This window comes from Photorhabdus hainanensis (assembly GCF_018448965.1).
GTDB classification, from domain to species: domain Bacteria; phylum Pseudomonadota; class Gammaproteobacteria; order Enterobacterales; family Enterobacteriaceae; genus Photorhabdus; species Photorhabdus akhurstii.
This window is the reverse complement of the sequence record NZ_RCWD01000032.1, coordinates 34488-53884: the sequence shown is the minus strand read 5'-3', so window position 1 is coordinate 53884 and position 19397 is coordinate 34488. Positions and strand designations below refer to the sequence as shown.

Below are 19397 nucleotides of genomic sequence, written 5' to 3'. Positions count from 1 at the left end.
ATGTTAAAAATTGCTGATACGACTTTTAATTCCCGTCTATTTACCGGTACAGGCAAATTCGCCAATGCAAATGTAATGACTCAGGCTATAGCCGCCTCCGGCAGTCAGCTTGTCACGATGGCAATGAAACGCATTGATTTGCAGAGCGGCAATGACGCTATTTTGGCGCCATTGCAAAAACTTGGCGTCAAATTGCTGCCAAATACTTCCGGGGCCAAAACCGCAGAAGAGGCCCTGTTTGCCGCCCGTCTGGCCCGTGAAGCACTGGCAACCAACTGGATCAAACTGGAGATCCACCCGGATGTGAAATACTTGTTGCCTGACCCGGTTGAAACACTTAAAGGCGCGGAAATGTTGGTCAAAGATGGGTTTGTCGTTCTGCCCTATTGCAGTGCTGATCCCGTTTTGTGTAAACGTCTGGAAGAGGTGGGTTGCGCGGCGGTCATGCCTTTAGGCGCGCCGATCGGCTCTAATCAAGGGCTACTAACGCGAGATTTCCTGCAAATTATTATTGAGCAAGCACAAGTGCCGGTGGTTATTGATGCCGGCATCGGCGCACCAAGCCATGCGCTGGAAGCGATTGAACTAGGAGCTGATGCTGTATTAGTCAACACCGCAATTGCCGTCGCACGAGACCCCGTAAAAATGGCTCAAGCTTTTAAGATGGCGATTGAAGCAGGCGAATTATCCTATCAAGCTGGTCTGGCAAGTCCAAAACAACATGCTGTCGCATCCAGCCCGCTGACTGATTTCCTGAGAGTGTTCTGATGACGAATCATCTTACAAGCAGCCATTTTAGTTATCGCTGGCAACAATTGGACTGGGATGACATTACCCTTCGCATTAATAGCAAAACCGCGCAGGATGTTGAACGAGCATTAAGCAGCAACAAATTAAATCTGGACGATTTCATGGCCTTGCTCTCTCCGGCAGCGAAATCTTATATCGAACCACTGGCACAACGGGCACAAAAACTGACTCGTCAACGCTTCGGTAATACCGTTGGTTTTTATGTACCGCTTTATCTCTCCAATTTGTGTGCCAATGACTGCACCTATTGCGGGTTCTCAATGAATAACCGCATCAAACGCAAGACACTGAATAAAGATGAAATTATTGCCGAATGTGAAGCGATTAAAGCGCTGGGCTTCGACAATCTGTTATTAGTCACCGGAGAACATCAGGGCAAGGTCGGTATGGATTATTTCCGCAGCTATCTGCCGCTTATCCGCGAATATTTCAGCTCAATAATGATGGAAGTCCAGCCTATGACACAGGAAGAGTACTCAGAATTAAAAACGCTGGGGCTAGATGGTGTGATGGTTTATCAGGAAACCTATCATGAGCCAGCTTACCTGTTGCATCATCTACGGGGTAAGAAACGGGATTTTCACTGGCGACTACAAACACCCGATCGCCTTGGTCGGGCAAAAATCGACAAAATCGGTTTAGGAGCGCTGATTGGCCTCTCTAATCATTGGCGGACAGACTGCTATATGGTGGCGGAGCATTTATTCTTTCTACAACGTACATATTGGCAGAGCCGTTACTCCATTTCATTCCCACGTTTGCGACCTTGTGCTGGAGGCATTGAGCCTGCATCGCTGATGAGTGAAGCAGAACTGGTACAACTGATTTGTGCTTTTCGTCTATTTGCGCCAGATGTTGAGCTTTCTATTTCCACTCGTGAATCTCCATTCTTCCGCGATCACGTCATACCGCTGGCAATCAACAATGTTAGTGCCGGTTCTAAAACCCAACCCGGTGGTTATGCGGAGAGTAGTCACGAAGAATTGGAACAATTTATGCCGCATGATAACCGTTCTGTTTATCAGGTCGCGGAAGTATTAATTAAAGCCGGGTTACAACCTGTCTGGAAAGATTGGGATAACTATTTAGGTCGATAATTTAATTTTCTCTGTTCTAACATAATTCTATTTTAGGTAAGAGCCTTTAACAAGTAATCATTACACGAAATAAGATTTAATATAAATAACTGTCTGGCACTAATGCCAGACAGTTATATAATCCAATATATTCCCCATCATCATTATCACCTGAAAAATAATCTCTATTCAAAGGACCTATTCTGAATATAAAATTAAATATTTTATCTCTATCAATCCAACCAACATTAAAAATTCATTTCAATCATCAACACACTATTGCAACAAGACCATTTTACGCATGTTTTTTTATGACACATACATATATTACTCACAGAAATAAGAATATAAAAATCCAGTTTATACCTATATCGAATAAATAGAAAATACTATATTTATCGTATATAATTTAACTCCCCATTGTTTATTCCTTATTAATTTATACAAATTACAATTCCCAATTAATAAAAAACACAATTGAATATCCTCCTATCATTGATAAAGTCATTCCCGAGCAATAAAATGCTTAAGAAAAATTAAATTTATTACTATCAATTTTAAAAGGATTAACATATGAATATAAAAGACATTCTGAATAATATAGATTATTCTGGTCAGAAAAGTTCTGATAAAGAATTGATTAATGGCTCATTTGATGAAGGATATAAAGGCTGGATAATCCCATTCCCCGAAACGGTAAAAATCTTATCTGAGAATGGAATTAACTTTCTTAGAATCCACCCTAAGTCTGATGCCATCTTTCAAATTATAGAAGGATTAGAACCTAACACTAAATATAAGCTAACAGGTAAAGCGCGCATATCACCCACCATAGGCGTAATAGACGACGGCTTCCCAGCTATTTTTGGTTTACATAATGATACCTTTAATCATAACACTTTTGTTGTAGACTCCACGGAATTTATCACCGGTTCTGTAACATTAAGTACAGATGCAGAAGGATATTTACGCGTTTTCTTAGCAAAAACCACAATGGGAACTGAGTCCCCACCACCAGAAGTTACCGCTGATTTTACTGGTTTTATTTTCGAGAAAGCCTAATATAAACGTTTAACATCTGAATGCCCGAAGCTCACTACTCCGGGCGTTTTAATAATGTAGTTTTAATACTATATTTTAACATTACAGCTATAGATATTACCTCATTATTCACTCTATTTTTTCTCTCAATATGACTAATATTTCAACATAACATTTCTGCAACAATAGACTTTACCACGAGCAACAAATTAGCCTACAAAAACACCTATCAGGATAAGCGCTTATAACTCATTTATTCTTTTATTAATTTATACAAATTACAACTCACCACCAATAAAAAATACAATTGAGTATTATCCCATTATTGATAAAGTGCCCACCCGAAAAACAAAGCGCTGAAATAAATTAAATTCATTTCTATCTATTTAAAAAGGACTAATATATGAACGTACAAGAAATCCTGAATAATGAAGATTATTCTGATAGCAAGAAAAATTCTCATAAAGAACTGGTAAACGGCTCATTCGAAGAAGGATATAACGGCTGGAGAATCCCAGCCCCTGAATCAGTAGAAATCTTATCTGAAAATGGCGTGCACTTTATCAGAATCCAAAGCGTTACCGGTTCAGGCGTCATTGATCAAATTATCGAAGGATTAGAACCTAACACTAAATATAAACTAACCGGTACAGCTCGCGTATCAGCAGAATGGGCCTCATCAGCTTATTTTGGTTTACAGAGCCATACCGATGGCCCCAACTCTTTTGCTGTAAACAGCACCGATTTTACAACGGGTTCAGTAGAATTAAGTACAGATCAAAAGGGACTTTTACGCGTTTATTTGTTGAAAGACCAAGTTGGCCCTCGCCCAGATGGAGAAACCGCTGACTTTACCGGTTTTATTTTAGAGAAAGCCTAAGCATTTAACTTCGATATATTTTAATATTTTAATATTTTAATATTTTAATATTTTAATATTTTAAACACCCAGAGTTCACTGATCTGGGTGTTTTAATATAGGTTGAAAAAATAAACTTAAAAATTACAAAGTAATATTTTAACTAGAATATAGCTCAATTATTTAAAAATAAATCCCCATCGTAATAATTTCGTCACCTAATTTATTTTCACACTAATTATCACAGACCTAATCTTCAATTAAAAAACACGATTGAATATTCCCCCATTATTGCTAAAGTACTTACAGAAAAAATTATTAAGAAAAATAAAATTCAATCGTTATTCATTTAAAAGGACTCATATATGGATATGAAGAAAATATTAAATCGCACAGATTATTCTGATACAAAAAACACTAATAAAGAACTGGTTAATGGCTCATTTGATGAAGGATATAAAGGCTGGAGAATCCCAGCCCCTGAAACTGTAGAAATCTTATCCGATAATGGGGTTAATTTTCTTAGCATCCAAAGCTATTCCAGCTCTGGCGTCATTGATCAAATAATAACAGGGTTGGAGCCTAACGTTAGATATAGACTGACGGGTACAGCACGCTTATCGATAAAAAAAATACCACAAAGGGCGTTGCCAGCTTATTTTGGTTTACAGAATCGCACATTTGGCCCCGAATCCTTTGTTGTAAATAGCTTCAATTTTATGACCGGTTCAGTTGAATTAAACACAGATGAAGAGGGACTTTTACGTATTTACATACTGAAAGAACAATTTGTAGAACTTCCAGAAGAAGCAACTGCTGACTTTACCGGTTTTATTTTAGAAAGAGTTTAAACATCTGACTTAATATATAACACCCGAAGCATATTGCTCCGGGTGCTTTAAAGCATGTCTGGCTAACTTAAATCATGCAATGGTTTTTTTATTGGCGGTGTCAATTGGAAATCAGAAAACCGCACCTGTAATCCGTGCCGTTCTGGAGAACAACACATTGCACCAACAAAGACAGGTTGTTTATCTTCAAAAAAAGGAGCCAACCTCAACAATGGCCACCGTAAACCATCAGTGGAATATTGCAGTCTTAAATATCCCTCTTCACGAGTCAAACGTAACCAGAATTTACTAGAATCACCGGGAAATACGCCCATAGACCAATCAGAATGATGACGTGTCAGCACACTACCAATCGTGGCATGACCATCAGAATATTCAATTCCGCCTTTCAGCCAATGTTTCTCATCGACTAATAGCATGACACCTGCTTGATCGTATAAATGTTCAAAACAGCCTTCAATACAGAGTTGAAAGGTGAAATCATTCTCAACATAACGCCCAAAAACATGGCCATTATGACGTTCAAAGCCATACCACGTTTTCTGCCAAAAGTCGGTCTTATGATCTGTGATGACATTAAGCCAATCACTGCCACATTGCCAATCAGATGGTTCATTAAGCCAATGATATTGTGACAAACTCATAGGAATTTCCTCTATTATCTTCCGCTCGAATTAATCAATTTATATCCTGCAAATAAGGAGATAGAGAGTAAAGCAATACAAGCAAAAGCGCCGTGTAATGTCACAATATGCGCTAATCCACCAATGATTGCAGGTCCCAGAAAAATCCCTGAATATCCCATTGTAGAAACCGCGGCAACAGCCAGCGAATCAGGCATAATTTTCTGTTGACCAGAAGCGGTAAAAAGCATTGGCGCTATATTGGATAATCCGGCGCCTATCATCAGGAAAGAGAGTCCTAATATCATTGCGGTTGATGCTGAGTAAATAAGAATAAACCCAACAGTCGCCAATAAAGCACTGCTGATAAAAACTCGTTGATGTCCATAAAGGGCAATAATCTTATCACCCATAAAGCGGCCCGATGTCATAGCAATAGCAAACAAGGTATAACCGATGCCAGCCTGATGACTACTGATATTATGTACGCTGGTTAATAATATACCGCTCCAGTCCAGCATTGATCCTTCCATGATATAGGCGACAAAACAGAGAAAGCCCAATAAAATCACGATCCCATGAGGCACAGCAAAGAATGGCGTATTACCCGCTTCGGCTTCGTTCAATAACCCACCCCATACCGGCAATAGCAATAAAATAATCAGTAATACCGCCATTACCATCACCTGGAGAGGTGATACTCCCAGAGACAATAATGCACTCACCGATCCTGCGCCGGCGATCCCGCCCAAACTAAATAACGCGTGAAAGCCAGACATAATTGGCCGCTGAGCCATTTTCTCGACCATGACGGCATGGATATTGACCACAACATCCATTGCCCCAATACCTGCGCCAAAGACAAATAAAGCGCAAGCCAGTGTCAGTGGCGTCGGTAATACACTTAACCCTGGCAACATCACTAGCACGATCAAAGCACATAAAGTGAAAATGTTCCGGCAACCGAAACGTGCGGCTAACATGCCCGCTATTGGCATCATGATGAAAGAACCAATGCCGAATGCCAACATTAGAAGCCCCATAGCGCCATTATCAAGTTGTAACCGTTCTTTAGCTAAAGGAATAAGGGGAGCCCAACTTGCAAGACTAAAACCAGCAATAAAAAAAGCGGCGCGCGTCGCCATAATGGGTTGTTTTACCAAAGAGATAATATTTTGATCAGACAACTCATGTTCCTTCTATGTCAATAAAATGCCCTCCGCTATCACTAACACTAACGGAGAGCATTAAGTTACCCAAAATTAATTTTAGAAAATTGCGGAATATCGGTCAGCGCCCCAATAATACGAGTTGCCTGTTGATACTGTTCCGCAACCGATAAAGCATGGGGCCAAGCATATACATAGGGAATACCCGCCTGCGTTGCTGCTGTAATACCCAAATCGGTATCTTCAATCACTAATGTCTGATGAACATCCATAGACTTCAATTTCAACATAGCAAGATAGGGATCTGGATGAGGTTTCGTCCTCACAACATCATCACCAGAGATTAAAGCCGGGCTTTCGCTCAATTCCAGTAATCCAATATTCGCCAAACAGACTTCCCGCGGCGCAGTAGAAACAAAGCCAAAAGGGATACTGTGCTGTTGTAAGGCCGCTATCAACCTGGAAATCCCTGGACGAAGATAACTTTTAGATAGCTTATCTTTGTAAACAGCGACGATTTGGGCAGTGATCTCTTTCTGTCGCTGAGCTGGCACCCCAATGTAATCTAACGTTTCTTCCAAACTCAGGCCAATAAGTTGCTGTGGTTGTGCATGCTGTGTGTAGTCAGGAGCCAAATCACAAAGAACATCAAAGTGCAGTTGTTCACTGTCAACAATGACTCCATCGATATCAAAAATCACATTAAATCTATCCATGTGAAACATTCCATTATTTTAGATCGGAAATACGGATCAGCACTTTACAATTCGGAGTAAACAGTGGTTTTTGAGTTTTGCACGCAATATCACAACCGACCGTGAGAAAAGCCTGCAAATAATCATTAAAATCGAAAACCTGGCTGACCAGACGACCGGCTGGAATAACACCATCACGGATCATGGTATAAGCACGCTCAAAACTGTTATTCAGAGAATCAATGGAACCAATCACGGAAAGGCTCTTATCAGCAATTTTCAAGATATCAAGATTGGCATGCTTATCTTTAAGCGCGACATTCAACAATTTTCCGCCAGGCGCCAAATGGTCAAAAATGTATTCGGTTAGCTGCCCGGTCGTATCCACACAGAGATCGATAAGCGCTGATTTATCACCATATTGTTGCGCCAATGCCTCATTAAAATCAGTATACAGCTCACATTCCGGCGGCAGATTTTCTTTGGCAAATTGAACACGACTTTCGTTTTTCTCGACCATGAAAGCCTTAACGCCTTTGGCATGTAAAGCCCAAATGTAGAGCATTCCCATTGGGCCTGCGCCAGCGACCGCCGCACGAATATTAGTATGAGTAATGCCCAGTTTATCAACCCCGGTCAGTGTGCAACTGAGTGGCTCAGTCAATGATGCCTCTTCCATACTGACATGATCATCCAGCTTTATCAGTGAACTCTCTTTAGCCAGATACTGTTCAGCAAATGCCCCGTCATAGGAAACCCCCGCTTCGGTTCCCAATTTTTTCTCGCAATGATTTGGACTGCCTGTCTGACACATCCGACAGTGCCCACAGGAATAGGTTGGATTGATAACAACACGATCACCCACATTAAAATGTGTGACACCCTTCCCTATTTGCGCAATAACTCCCGTTGTTTCATGGCCCAGAGTGGTTCCCGGAATAGCAACAGGATAAGATCCGGTGATAATCCCAACATCCGTACCACAAACGCCACACACCGCAATATCAACGACGACATCATCAGGTTCAACACAGCGTAACGGTTCAACATCCTGGATTTGCACATCCCACACCCGATTAAATTTAAGTGCTTTCATTACGCTACCTCCTTGTTGTCAAACATATTTAATGTCATATCAGCAAAAGTCAGATCAAGTTTATGCAGAATTTCGTTCAAATGTTCCTGAGTACAAATTAGCGGCGGACGAACTTTAAGCGCACGACCTTTACCATAGCGAGAACCACGGATGATCAAATTATGGGAATTCGCTATTGCGATCGCTTGTGCCGCAAATTCCGGTGATGGCGTATCAAAGCCAAACATATAACCGACGCCCCTAACACCGGTAATCTCTGGGTATTTATGCTGTAATGCTAATAAGCCATCACGTAAATAAGCTTCATGACGTTGCACATTCTCCAGAACCTGTTCGTCTTCGATAATATCGATAATTTCGTTGAGAGCTGTTAATGAAAGAGGGTTAGCGCCTGATGTGCTGGAATGTTCGAATGACTCTAATACATCTAATGAACTCCGCATCAGCACACCACCGGTAGGAATACCTATGCCACCAGCGCCCTTAGCGAAAACAATAATATCCGGTTCTAATTCTTTAGCGTAACCGGTTGAAGCAAAGAATGTTCCGGTACGGCCAAATCCAGTCTGTACTTCATCCGCGATAATAATAATGTCATGTTTATGGCAGATGTCTCTGATCTTACGGTAAAAATCGACGGGGAAAACGTTATTTCCGCCGTTTCCTTGAATCGGTTCAATAATAAGACAAGCAATATTGTCATTTGAACCCAATTGAATAAATTGTTCTAAGTCAAAATATTGATTGGGTTCTGTATTTGGTCCAAGTTCTGACATAACACTAGCAGGGGTTGGAACTTTTAAAGAACCATCAATGTTGACATGAAAATCTTTAATTCTAAAAGCATTACCCGAAATTTGCGCTGTGGCTAAAGACTGACCATGATGAGCCAGAAAGAAAGAGATAACTCCTGAACGCCCTGTTGCTTTTTGCGCGATACGAATTGCACATTCAACCGCCCCAGAACCGGAAACATCACGCAACCATATTCTATCAATGCCCTTAGGGGTATGTTTAACTAATTTAGCCAAAATATATTGTGACATTTCATGGGTATAGGCTGAACTCAGATGTGTACATCTATCGATCTGCTGTTTTAATTTTTCTGTTATTCTGCGATTAGTGTACCCAAGTGGAAGGTTAAATGTCCCCGAAGCTGCATCGATATACTTTTCACCATCAATTTCCAGATAAGGGCCGTTCCCAACAAAGCGAGAAAGCACATCTTCAAATCGTTTACCATTTTCCATCATTTCATTACCCTAATTAATCATTTCCAACTATAAGAAAGCACAATAATCTTTAACAGGTAAGAGAATATTTACTAAAAATTAATTTAGATCAACAAAGAACATGTAAAAACATCAAAAACATTTAAAAAATTAAAGTATTTTGTATAAAATACATTATTATTTTGAATGATTAATTAATGGCATGCAGAACTGCTGATCTATCGGGTTATGACAAAAAATTCTATTAAAAATCCTGCAAAACTTTACTAAAAATCTCTCCCTTTCCGACTTTTGCGCTGATGATTAAGAGCATTTATATTTACGCGTGGTTATTTTCTAAAGGTGATAAAATGTAATAAAAAATTCTCGATTATTTCTATTTGTCTGAAACGGCGTGCTTTTCATACACTGAATATAGCCAGACTCTCGACTGACATTCAAATGTCGAGTACAGAACGCACTGATTATTACAGCGCGATATTGTTTATCTGCATTTATAATATTTTGACATTAAAAATAATCAGATATTACTATCAGGGATAGCCTTTTGAGGTGATATATCAGGTATTTTTTTCCTATACCCTATGGATTTCAAGATGTATCGCGGCGGCAAGGGAGTGAATCCCCGGGAGCATAGCGAACTATGTGACCGGGGTGAGCGAGTGCAGCCAACAAAGAGACAACTTGAAAGATGACGGGTATATATAAAATTCTTTTAAAAATACCCATACAAGCTAGTCGGTTTACACCAATGAATAGCTCGTATAAAGTTCAGTCTTTAAAAAAAGTAAAGGGTTCAGTCTGTGGGTAATCCTTAAACATCCCTATCGTCAGCTTGAAATGATTTGCCAGTAGGATTTCTGGTGTATCCAAGATCTTTGGTCGCACTAAAGAATCAATTCCACTGAGCCTATTCACCAATAAAACCACCACCATTATTGAAATATCAAAAGAACACACATGCAAAATTATATTCTTCTACTACTTAGCCTGGCACTTTTTGGACCTTTAGGTGTCGATGTATTCTTGCCTACCGTCCCTGCCATTGCCGAGGATTTTAAAGTTAACAATGAAGTTATTCAGTCAACGATTTCTTTATTTTTATTAATTATGGGGCTAGGCCAGTTAATCGCTGGACCATTGGTAGATAAATTCGGCCGTCGGCCAGTGGCCCTGACGGGTATCATCTTATATATCATCGGTTCTGTGATCGCAGCGCTTTCTACTTTTCCCGAACTTTTTATTGCCGCGCGAATTATTCAAGGATGCGCTGTCTGCTGTACCAGTGTCGTCTGCGTTAGCGGTGTGCGTGATCGCCTAAACGGTGATGAAGCCGCCAAAGCCTATGGATTCATTAACGGTACGCTAAATATTGTTCCGGCTCTCGCCCCATTACTTGGCGGTATTCTGGCCGAAATTTTCAACTGGCGGGCGCCATTTTGGTTTTTAACTTGCTACTCAGTTATTACACTACTGATCATTGCCGCCTGGTTACCAGAAACGCGCCCCGCTAATACTAAGACTGTTCGCGGGCTACCGCTAAAGCAATACTTCCAAATTCTCAGTAATGCCCAGTTTATGCATTTTGCCCTGGTCAACGCCGGCATTATGGGCATAGTCATTACCTATGTGTCATTTGCCCCCACCGTGCTGATGACCGAGGGCCATGTATCACCGTTAGCCTTTTCATTGATTTTTGGCGGCAACGGGTTCTGGGCGATGATCGCCTTCCTAACCGTCAACAAAATCATCCATCGAATTGGGCGCCCTGGCTGCCTGCTATTAGGGGCAATTCTGATGGCGCTGGCTAGCCTGTCTCTATTTTCTGGCATGCATCTGCCGACTGCCGCCAGCCAGCACTGGTTAAGCTACATGTTGCCGGTTGCTTTCGCTTGTACAGGTATGGCATTTGCTATGGGGCCTGCCACCAGTTATGCGCTAGAACCTTATTCTGACGAAGCCGGGGTCGCTTCCGCACTGATAGGATTCGTCCAGATGGCTGTCGGCTCCGCTCTCTCGCTCATCGCGATGGTGTTGCCATTTTCGCTCAAACAGTCGCTGGTGTTAATCATGTTACTCGGTACCGCGCTAACCCTGTCAGCATACCTACGCAGTCGCAATCTGAAAGGGCGGGCAGTTTCGCTAAAATCTTAAAATATTATCTGTCACACACCTAATCCCATCATCTGCATCAGTTGCTGTGCTTGCTGAATCGCCTCCTGGCGATTCGCAATTCCTAGCTTCTGATACAGATTCCGTATATGCGTCTTGATAGTTGTCGTCGCTACATCCAACTCTGCGGCAATCTGATCATTACTGTAGCCTGAATAAATCAATCCCAACACCTGCCACTCACGCTGTGTCAGCGGGCTATTGCGAATAAGCTCAGGCACATCAGGATGTGTTAGCAACTGAGTGACAAAACTTTCATCAAAATGGGCGAATTTATGGCGATGTTGACGGTTGATATCCCGCAGAATGCGTTGCGCACGATGCAACTCCAGCTCAGACAAGGTATTGAGTTGAATAAGCTGACGTAGCTGTTGGGCCATCAACTCGCCTTCAATGACAAAATGGCTGATAAATCCGGTACGGTTAGCCAGAGACAATGCCTCGATAAGCGCACTCTGCGCTTCGCTTTTGCGTCCTACATACCAGTAAAGCAAGTTACACAACAATAAATTACGATTCAGATCGCTGATTAATTGCAATTCTCTCGCATGTTGATTCAGTGTATCCAAAATGGACTCAGCTTCATCATACAAACCAAGCAGAATCTGAGCACGAGCAATGTTGCGCCACTGGCCCTGATTAAAATGATTACTGACGCTTTCTGGCCGCTCAGTCTGCGCTAACCACCGAATAGCGGCGCTTTTGTCGTCCATACTCTGCCAAATGATGACTCGCAGCTTGTCAGTATTCGTGCGCCAATCTCTATGATATTGCCCATTATTTAGCAGGTTTTCACAACGCGCCAGATAACGGCGGGCATTATCAATATCTCCTCTGGTCAGAGAACATTTAGACAACTGGGTCAGACACTGCAACTGCTGTTGAGGTTGGAAGTTAGACAACACCTCCAGCCCACGACGCGCAGCCTCTTCGGCTTCATCAAGACGAGACCAGCACCACAAAAGCTGTGAACGGATACGCAACAAAAATTCATGCATTGGCAACTGTTCCAAATGCTGTTCACGGATCAATTCAAACGCCTTGCTCTGCGTTTCATAAGCCGTCTGCAAATATCCCTGAGCTAATAAAATCTCACTTTGCTGCAACAGCGCCCACAACGCATAGTGATGAACATGGAAACGACGCGCCAACTGCTCGGTTTGTTGCATCCGCGCTAATGCATCAGCCAACTCACCTCTACAATGTAATACTTCCCCTTCCACGGAAGTCGCAACAATACGACTGTATTCATTCTGAGGAAGCAGTGCCGCCAAAGCTTGTTTCGCCAACTTATCAGCCATCTCCGGCTTACCACTGTTCATCGCCACCTGAGCCCGTAGCGCATCGAATTCAGCTAACAGATCCGGCTCAATGGCAATTTGTTTCTGTTGCAACGCCTGTTCCGCCTGATTCAACAGTGTATTGACCTCTGAATAACGATGTTGGCTTTGAGCCAGCCAAGCCTGGAGCAACACCAGACGCGGACTCTCCAATAGCTGCTCATAAGGCAACGCATTCATACACTCTTCCAACAGAGATAACTCACTGTGGTTAAACAGCGACCAAGCATGCTGCAACAAAATATCGCGTAACATGGCAGTATCACTCGCCGCCAAGGCATGATGAATCGCCTCGCCCGGATACCCCTGCGCCAGCCAGCCTTCTGCGGCCGCGCGATGCAACTCCGGCAATTGCAACGCCATTTCCCACTGACAGCGTTGACGTAGAAACGAAGCAAAAAGCGGATGAAAACGAAACCATTCGCCAGAATCATCCATACGCTGAATAAACAGCCCCTGACGTTCGGTTTCCTCAAGGCGCTGCTGACCATTCTCTTCACCGGTCAGACGAACAATCAAACCATCATTCATGGAGCGTAAGATAGAGCTGCGCAACAAAAATTCACGCGTCGAACTATCCACCTGATTGAGTACCTCATCCACCAAATAATCGGAAAGATGGCTGGCGTTAATGCCTGACAAGCGCTTAGCCGACAGTTCAGCGGCATCACACGACTGCCGCGCTGACAGCGCAATAAGCTGGAGCGCCGTTGCCCAACCCGCCACTTCATTGCATAGGCGCTTACAATCGTCAGCGTCAAGGGATGTGGTTAAACGCTTATCAAAAAATTGCTGCGTTTCTTGATAATCAAACGCCAGTTGCTGACTGTCAATTTCCAGCAATTGCTCACGCACTCGCAGATTAGCAACCCCAAGAAAAGGCAAATTACGCGATAAGATGGTTAACGTCAGATTCTCAGGCTGGTGACGCAGGAAAAATCGCATAGCCTCATGAATAATATTATTTACAATCAGATGGTAATCATCAATCACCAAGAAAATGGGCCGCTGCCACTCACTAAGTTCAATAAATAATTGAGCAAAAAGCGCGGGTAAATTGGCATATTGATGTTTTTGGGCCAACACTTCACTTTTAACACAATGTCCCCGCGTAGCCTGCTGCAACGCCGCGATAAGATAACTGGCAAAACGTTCCGGCTGATTATCGCTCTCATCCAAAGAATACCACCCCAGATTATCTTGCCCAGCAGCCCACTGAGAGACCAATGTGGTTTTGCCATAACCAGCAGGGCTGGTTATTAGCACAAGACGATAATTAGACGACTCATTCAGTCTAATTAACAGACGCTTACGCAAGACTGTATTATTCAGACGAACAGGACGACTCAGTTTTGATGGGATAAGCATTAATTTCCGTGCCCATTAAGAAGCGATAAGTGAAACCCGCGTCGGAACCCTATGTGATGTTATTAAATAATTATCTCACGGTCCGTATTGACGTCATTAATCAACCCAACCAAATTTAGTGAAATAGATGACTTTTGCAAATATGTTTGCGAACCCCATAGTATTAAGTTGCGTGCCCTATCACATTCTTGAACAGCAAATTCCATTTTCTACAGATAATTTATGGAAGCGATTAGCAAATTACCTTAATCGATCCGCTGGAATAAAATGGACTCAATGGATGCAAAAATGATGCGAAATATAGTTACTGGCTACGCCCTTCTACTCCTCCCTGACTAATACCTCTCCAGGATGATGCTTTAGATCCTGAGAGCATTCAGCATAGTGCTTAAATTTTCCTTTTCAGCTACAGGATAAAGACTCCATGCAACAGTCCAGATTAGATAAAGCCCAGTTTCAGGCTGCGCTGACACGTCAATGGCAGCGCTTTGGCCTCGGTTCAGCACAGGAAATGACCCAGCATCAGTGGTGGCAAGCCGTTAGCGCGGCCCTGTCAGAGCTGTTGCCCGCATGCCCTGTCATCGATCATTCCGACCAACAACGCCATGTGAACTACATCTCGATGGAGTTTCTGATTGGCCGTTTGACCGCAAACAATCTGCTTAACCTTGGTTGGTATGAAGACGTTCAGGCTTACCTGGCAGAAGAAAATATTATTCTCAGCGATCTTCTGGAACAGGAAACCGACCCCGCTTTAGGTAACGGCGGCTTGGGACGGCTCGCCGCCTGTTTTCTGGACTCTATGGCAACCGTCGGTCAGTCGGCAATTGGCTATGGTCTGAATTATCAATACGGCCTGTTCCGCCAATCCTTTGAACAAGGGCAACAAATTGAAGCACCAGATAATTGGAAACGAGAATCCTATCCCTGGTTCCGTCACAACACTCAATTAGATGTTGAAGTGAATTTCGGTGGCAAAGTCGTCATAACCGATGATGGACGCGAAATCTGGGCGCCTGACTTTACCTTGATTGGAGAAGCCTGGGATCTACCCGTCATTGGTTATCGCAATGGCATTACTCAACCATTACGCCTGTGGCAAGCAACCCATGCCGAGCCATTTGATCTCGACAAATTCAACGCCGGGCAGTTTCTGGCCGCAGAACAGCAAGGTGTTGAAGCCGCTAAACTGACAAAAGTTCTCTATCCGAATGATAATCATCAGGAAGGCAAACGCCTGCGTCTGATGCAACAATATTTCCAGTGCGCCTGCTCCGTCGCAGATATCCTACGTCGCCATCAGCTAGCGGGCCGCAAAATGGAAGATCTGCCTCAGTATGAAGTTATCCAGCTTAACGACACCCATCCAACGATCGCCATCCCTGAAATGATGCGCATTCTGCTGGATAAACACCAGATGAGTTGGGAAACAGCATGGGAGATAACCAGCCATACTTTCGCCTATACCAACCATACCCTGATGCCAGAAGGTTTGGAATGTTGGGACGAGGATCTAGTCAGCCGCCTGCTGCCACGCCATTACAGCATCATTAAAGAAATTAACTACCGGTTTAAAAAGTTGGTGGACAAAAATTGGCCCGGCGAACAAGCCGTATGGGAAAAATTGGCTGTACATTATAACCATCAGATACGCATGGCGAATCTTTGCGTCGTCGCGGGCTTTGCCGTAAACGGGGTAGCCGCGCTGCACTCACAGCTCATCGTTAAGGATCTGTTTCCTGAATACCATCAACTATGGCCGAATAAGTTTCTCAATGTGACAAACGGCGTTACCCCACGTCGTTGGCTTAAACAGTGTAACCCGGCACTGTCAGGATTGCTTGACCGCACACTTAATCGCGAATGGATTAATGATCTCGATGCTCTTAAAACACTTGAACCCTATGCAGATGACGCCGCTTTCCGCGAAGAGTACCGAGCTATCAAACAAGACAACAAGATTCTGCTATCCAATTATGTCAATAAAGTGATGGGGCTTAAGCTAGATCCAAGCGCCATTTTTGATGTGCAAATTAAACGCTTGCATGAATATAAGCGTCAGCATCTGAACCTGTTGCATATCCTATCGCTCTATAAACAAATTCAGGAAAACCCGGCGCTGGATATCGTGCCGCGCGTGTTCCTGTTTGGCGCAAAAGCCGCTCCTGGCTACTATTTGGCAAAAAACATTATCTCTGCCATCAATCAGGCGGCGGAGAAAATTAATAACGACCCGATCGTCCGTGATCGCATTAAGATCGCTTTTATCCCCGATTACAAAGTTTCTGTCGCAGAACTCATGATCCCGGCTGCCGATGTTTCAGAACAAATCTCCACTGCCGGTAAGGAAGCTTCCGGTACCGGCAATATGAAACTGGCGCTAAACGGCGCCCTGACCATCGGAACATTAGATGGAGCGAACGTCGAAATCGCCGAACAGGTCGGGGATGACCATATCTTCATTTTCGGGCATACCGTAGAAGAAGTGAAAGCCTTAAAAGCTGCCGGTTATGACCCGCTGAAACTACTCAAGGAAGATCAGCATCTGGACAACATACTCAAGGCGCTGGCTAGCGGCGAGTTCAGTTATAGCGATAAGCGAGCATTCGATATGCTGCTACATAGTCTGATTGAAGGTGGCGATCCTTATCTGGCGCTAGCTGATTTTGCCTCCTATTGTGACGCGCATAAACGGATCGATGCCTTGTACCGCGATACTCAAAGCTGGACACGCAGCGCCATTCTAAATACCGCCCGAATGGGCATGTTCAGCTCTGACCGAACAATCCGTGATTATCAACAACGAATCTGGCAAGCAAAGAGATAAGGAAAAATCATGGAGGAGAAAAGCCTCGATCATTTAGCGACCGAGGCTGGCATTGTCGCCAGCTATATTAATGCTTATGGTAAACCGCAAGCGATTCCAACGGAGACCCGACACTACTTGTTGGATGCAATAAGTGAAAACAAACCGGCCTGCGGGTCGGTTTCCCCTTTGCCGACAGTAAAAGTTTTTACTCAAGGCGAGCGCTTCGCTATCGCCCTGAAAGATGAAGAGCACTACCAATGGCAGATACAGACAGAACAAGGAGAGGTATTTCAGGGGCATTGCCGCCACATATTAACGCTACCTGATACGCTTGCTCTGGGCTACCATCACCTTACTTTGACACAAGAAAACCAATGCTGGTCCATGCGGATTATCGTGGCGCCCAAACGCTGCTACGAACCAGACGCTCTACTAAGGAGAGAAAAACTTTGGGGCGCCTGTGTGCAACTCTACACCCTGCGTTCAGAAAACAACTGGGGAATCGGCGATTTTGGCGACCTGAAACACATGCTGAAAGAGATAGCAGCATGTGGAGGCGCTTTCATCGGGTTGAACCCATTACATGCGTTGCACCCTGCCATGCCAGAAAGCGCCAGTCCCTATAGCCCCTCTTCACGCAACTGGCTTAACGTGCTTTACATTGACGTTAATCAGGTTGAAGATTTCAAACTCAGTGAAGAAGCACAGAGTTGGTGGCAATCACCAGAGACTCAACGGGCATTACAGTATTCCCGCAGTACAAAGTGGGTGGATTACACCACAGTGATGGCGTTGAAAATGGCGGCACTGCGTCTGGCACATCAACAATTCAGTACACGCCCAGAACATGATTCATCAAAAACCGCTTTCCGCCAATTTGTCATTCAGGGCGGTGAATGTCTCTACTATCAAGCCGCTTATGACGCTCTGCATTGCCGACTATATGCCGAAGATAACTCCTATTGGGGCTGGCCGGTATGGCCGGAAAAATACCGCGATCCGCACAACGAAGCCGTACAAACATTTTGCCAGTCTCACCCGCAGGAAGTGGAATTTTTCCTCTGGTTACAGTGGCTGGCCGATACGCAACTTGCAGACTGCTTTGCACAAAGCCAAACAAGCGGCATGCCGATTGGGCTTTATCGTGATTTGGCCGTTGGCGTAGCGGAAGGCGGATCGGAAACCTGGTGCAACCGGGTTGTCTACTGCACTAAAGCATCAGTGGGAGCGCCACCGGATGCTCTTGGACCACTGGGTCAAAATTGGGGCCTCCCCCCCATGAATCCTCATGTTTTGCAAGCCCAGGCTTACCAGCCGTTCATTCAGCTGCTGCGCACCAATATGACCTATTGCGGCGCGCTACGCATTGACCACGTGATGTCGATGCTCAGGCTCTGGTGGATTCCCTATGGCGAAACCGCCGACAAAGGAGCATATGTACACTACCCGGTTGATGATCTGATGGCCATTCTGGCATTAGAAAGCCAACGCCATCGCTGTCTGGTTATTGGTGAAGATTTGGGAATTGTACCGGAAGAGATTGTCGGCAAACTGCGCGACAGCGGTGTCTATTCTTATAAAGTGCTCTACTTTGAGCGTCATGGCAATGGAGAATACCGTGCGCCTGAGGATTACCCGATACAAGCAATGGCGACCATCACCACCCATGATTTACCGACCTTGCGTGGATTTTGGCAAAGCGCCGATTTGACACTTGGGGAATCACTCAAGTTATATCCTGATAAAGACCTGCTTCAAGGGTTACATACTGACCGTCAAGCGAGCAAACAAGGGTTATTAGAAGGCTTACATCGCTACGGCTGTATCCCGGAACATATCGGCCACATGGCAAAAGAGGTAGACATGTCACCGATAATAAACCAAGGGCTACATCGTTATATCGCCCACAGTGCCTGCGCACTACTGGGCCTGCAACCCGAAGATTGGCTGGATATGGATAAACCGGTCAATATTCCAGGTACGGTCATGGAATATCCTAACTGGCGACGTAAATTGAATACCACTCTGGAAACCCTGTTTGGTGATGATCATGTCAACCAATTGCTGAAAGATGTAGATAGATGCCGTAAAAAAACGGGAATAGCCAGAGGTTAAATGCCGTAACGTCTATTTCTCCTCCGAAAGCATTATCCTGTCCAGTTTAAAGGATGGTTTTAATCTATAAACCATCCTTTATATTGCTGACTGTTAACACCTTGATTACCAACGTTGAGTTTTCATCAATGATAAAACAGG

At 43.8% G+C, this 19397-nt stretch carries 14 protein-coding genes; 8 read left to right on the top strand and 6 right to left on the bottom strand.

The features are described from left to right. From EAE92_RS17750 to EAE92_RS17730, 5 genes are all read left to right on the top strand, one after another. The gene (locus EAE92_RS17750) at window positions 1–768 is read left to right on the top strand and encodes a thiazole synthase (protein ID WP_214069039.1); all 768 of its coding nucleotides are present in this window, start codon (window positions 1–3) and stop codon (window positions 766–768) included. Continuing rightward, on the top strand, window positions 768–1907 hold the full coding sequence (gene thiH / locus EAE92_RS17745) for a 2-iminoacetate synthase ThiH (protein WP_214069038.1): 1140 nt from the start codon (window positions 768–770) through the stop codon (window positions 1905–1907). The genes EAE92_RS17750 and thiH overlap by 1 nt, the downstream gene beginning before the upstream one ends. A 552-nt stretch (window positions 1908–2459) precedes the next feature. Beyond that, on the top strand, window positions 2460–2948 hold the full coding sequence (locus tag EAE92_RS17740) for a hypothetical protein (RefSeq protein ID WP_065824152.1): 489 nt from the start codon (window positions 2460–2462) through the stop codon (window positions 2946–2948). Between the two features lie 382 nt (window positions 2949–3330). Further along, window positions 3331–3807: a carbohydrate binding domain-containing protein gene (locus EAE92_RS17735; protein WP_036814783.1), complete on the top strand. Its 477-nt coding sequence runs from the start codon at window positions 3331–3333 to the stop codon at window positions 3805–3807. Window positions 3808–4151: 344 nt separating this feature from the next. Then, window positions 4152–4637: a hypothetical protein gene (locus EAE92_RS17730; protein WP_214069037.1), complete on the top strand. Its 486-nt coding sequence runs from the start codon at window positions 4152–4154 to the stop codon at window positions 4635–4637. A gap of 62 nt (window positions 4638–4699) precedes the next feature. Here EAE92_RS17730 and EAE92_RS17725 read toward each other — a convergent pair whose 3' ends face one another. From EAE92_RS17725 to EAE92_RS17705, 5 genes are all read right to left on the bottom strand, one after another. Next, a complete protein-coding gene (locus tag EAE92_RS17725) occupies window positions 4700–5281 on the bottom strand; it encodes a DUF1349 domain-containing protein (RefSeq protein ID WP_214069036.1) in 582 nt (193 codons plus the stop codon). 14 nt (window positions 5282–5295) lie between these two features. Beyond that, entirely contained in the window at window positions 5296–6447 is a 1152-nt protein-coding gene (locus tag EAE92_RS17720; protein WP_214069035.1) for an MFS transporter, read from the bottom strand. A gap of 65 nt (window positions 6448–6512) precedes the next feature. Continuing rightward, on the bottom strand, window positions 6513–7145 hold the full coding sequence (locus tag EAE92_RS17715; protein WP_214069034.1) for an HAD family hydrolase: 633 nt from the start codon (window positions 7143–7145) through the stop codon (window positions 6513–6515). A gap of 13 nt (window positions 7146–7158) precedes the next feature. Continuing rightward, entirely contained in the window at window positions 7159–8220 is a 1062-nt protein-coding gene (locus EAE92_RS17710) for a zinc-dependent alcohol dehydrogenase (protein WP_214069033.1), read from the bottom strand. Next, window positions 8220–9470: a class-III pyridoxal-phosphate-dependent aminotransferase gene (locus EAE92_RS17705; protein WP_422616064.1), complete on the bottom strand. Its 1251-nt coding sequence runs from the start codon at window positions 9468–9470 to the stop codon at window positions 8220–8222. The genes EAE92_RS17710 and EAE92_RS17705 overlap by 1 nt, the downstream gene beginning before the upstream one ends. Before the next feature lie 942 nt (window positions 9471–10412). Between EAE92_RS17705 and EAE92_RS17700 the strand changes: the two genes are divergently transcribed. Then, complete coding sequence (locus EAE92_RS17700; RefSeq protein ID WP_214069031.1) at window positions 10413–11606, top strand: multidrug effflux MFS transporter; 1194 nt, start codon at window positions 10413–10415, stop codon at window positions 11604–11606. Window positions 11607–11617: 11 nt separating this feature from the next. On the opposite strand, the gene malT is transcribed toward EAE92_RS17700, so the two are convergent. Beyond that, the gene (gene malT / locus EAE92_RS17695) at window positions 11618–14332 is read right to left on the bottom strand and encodes an HTH-type transcriptional regulator MalT (RefSeq protein WP_214069030.1); all 2715 of its coding nucleotides are present in this window, start codon (window positions 14330–14332) and stop codon (window positions 11618–11620) included. 424 nt (window positions 14333–14756) lie between these two features. Here malT and malP point away from each other — a divergent pair, with 424 nt between their 5' ends. Both malP and malQ read left to right on the top strand, forming a co-directional pair. Then, the gene (malP, locus tag EAE92_RS17690; protein ID WP_214069029.1) at window positions 14757–17159 is read left to right on the top strand and encodes a maltodextrin phosphorylase; all 2403 of its coding nucleotides are present in this window, start codon (window positions 14757–14759) and stop codon (window positions 17157–17159) included. Between the two features lie 9 nt (window positions 17160–17168). Beyond that, complete coding sequence (malQ, locus tag EAE92_RS17685; RefSeq protein ID WP_214069028.1) at window positions 17169–19256, top strand: 4-alpha-glucanotransferase; 2088 nt, start codon at window positions 17169–17171, stop codon at window positions 19254–19256. Window positions 19257–19397: the final 141 nt, after the last annotated feature.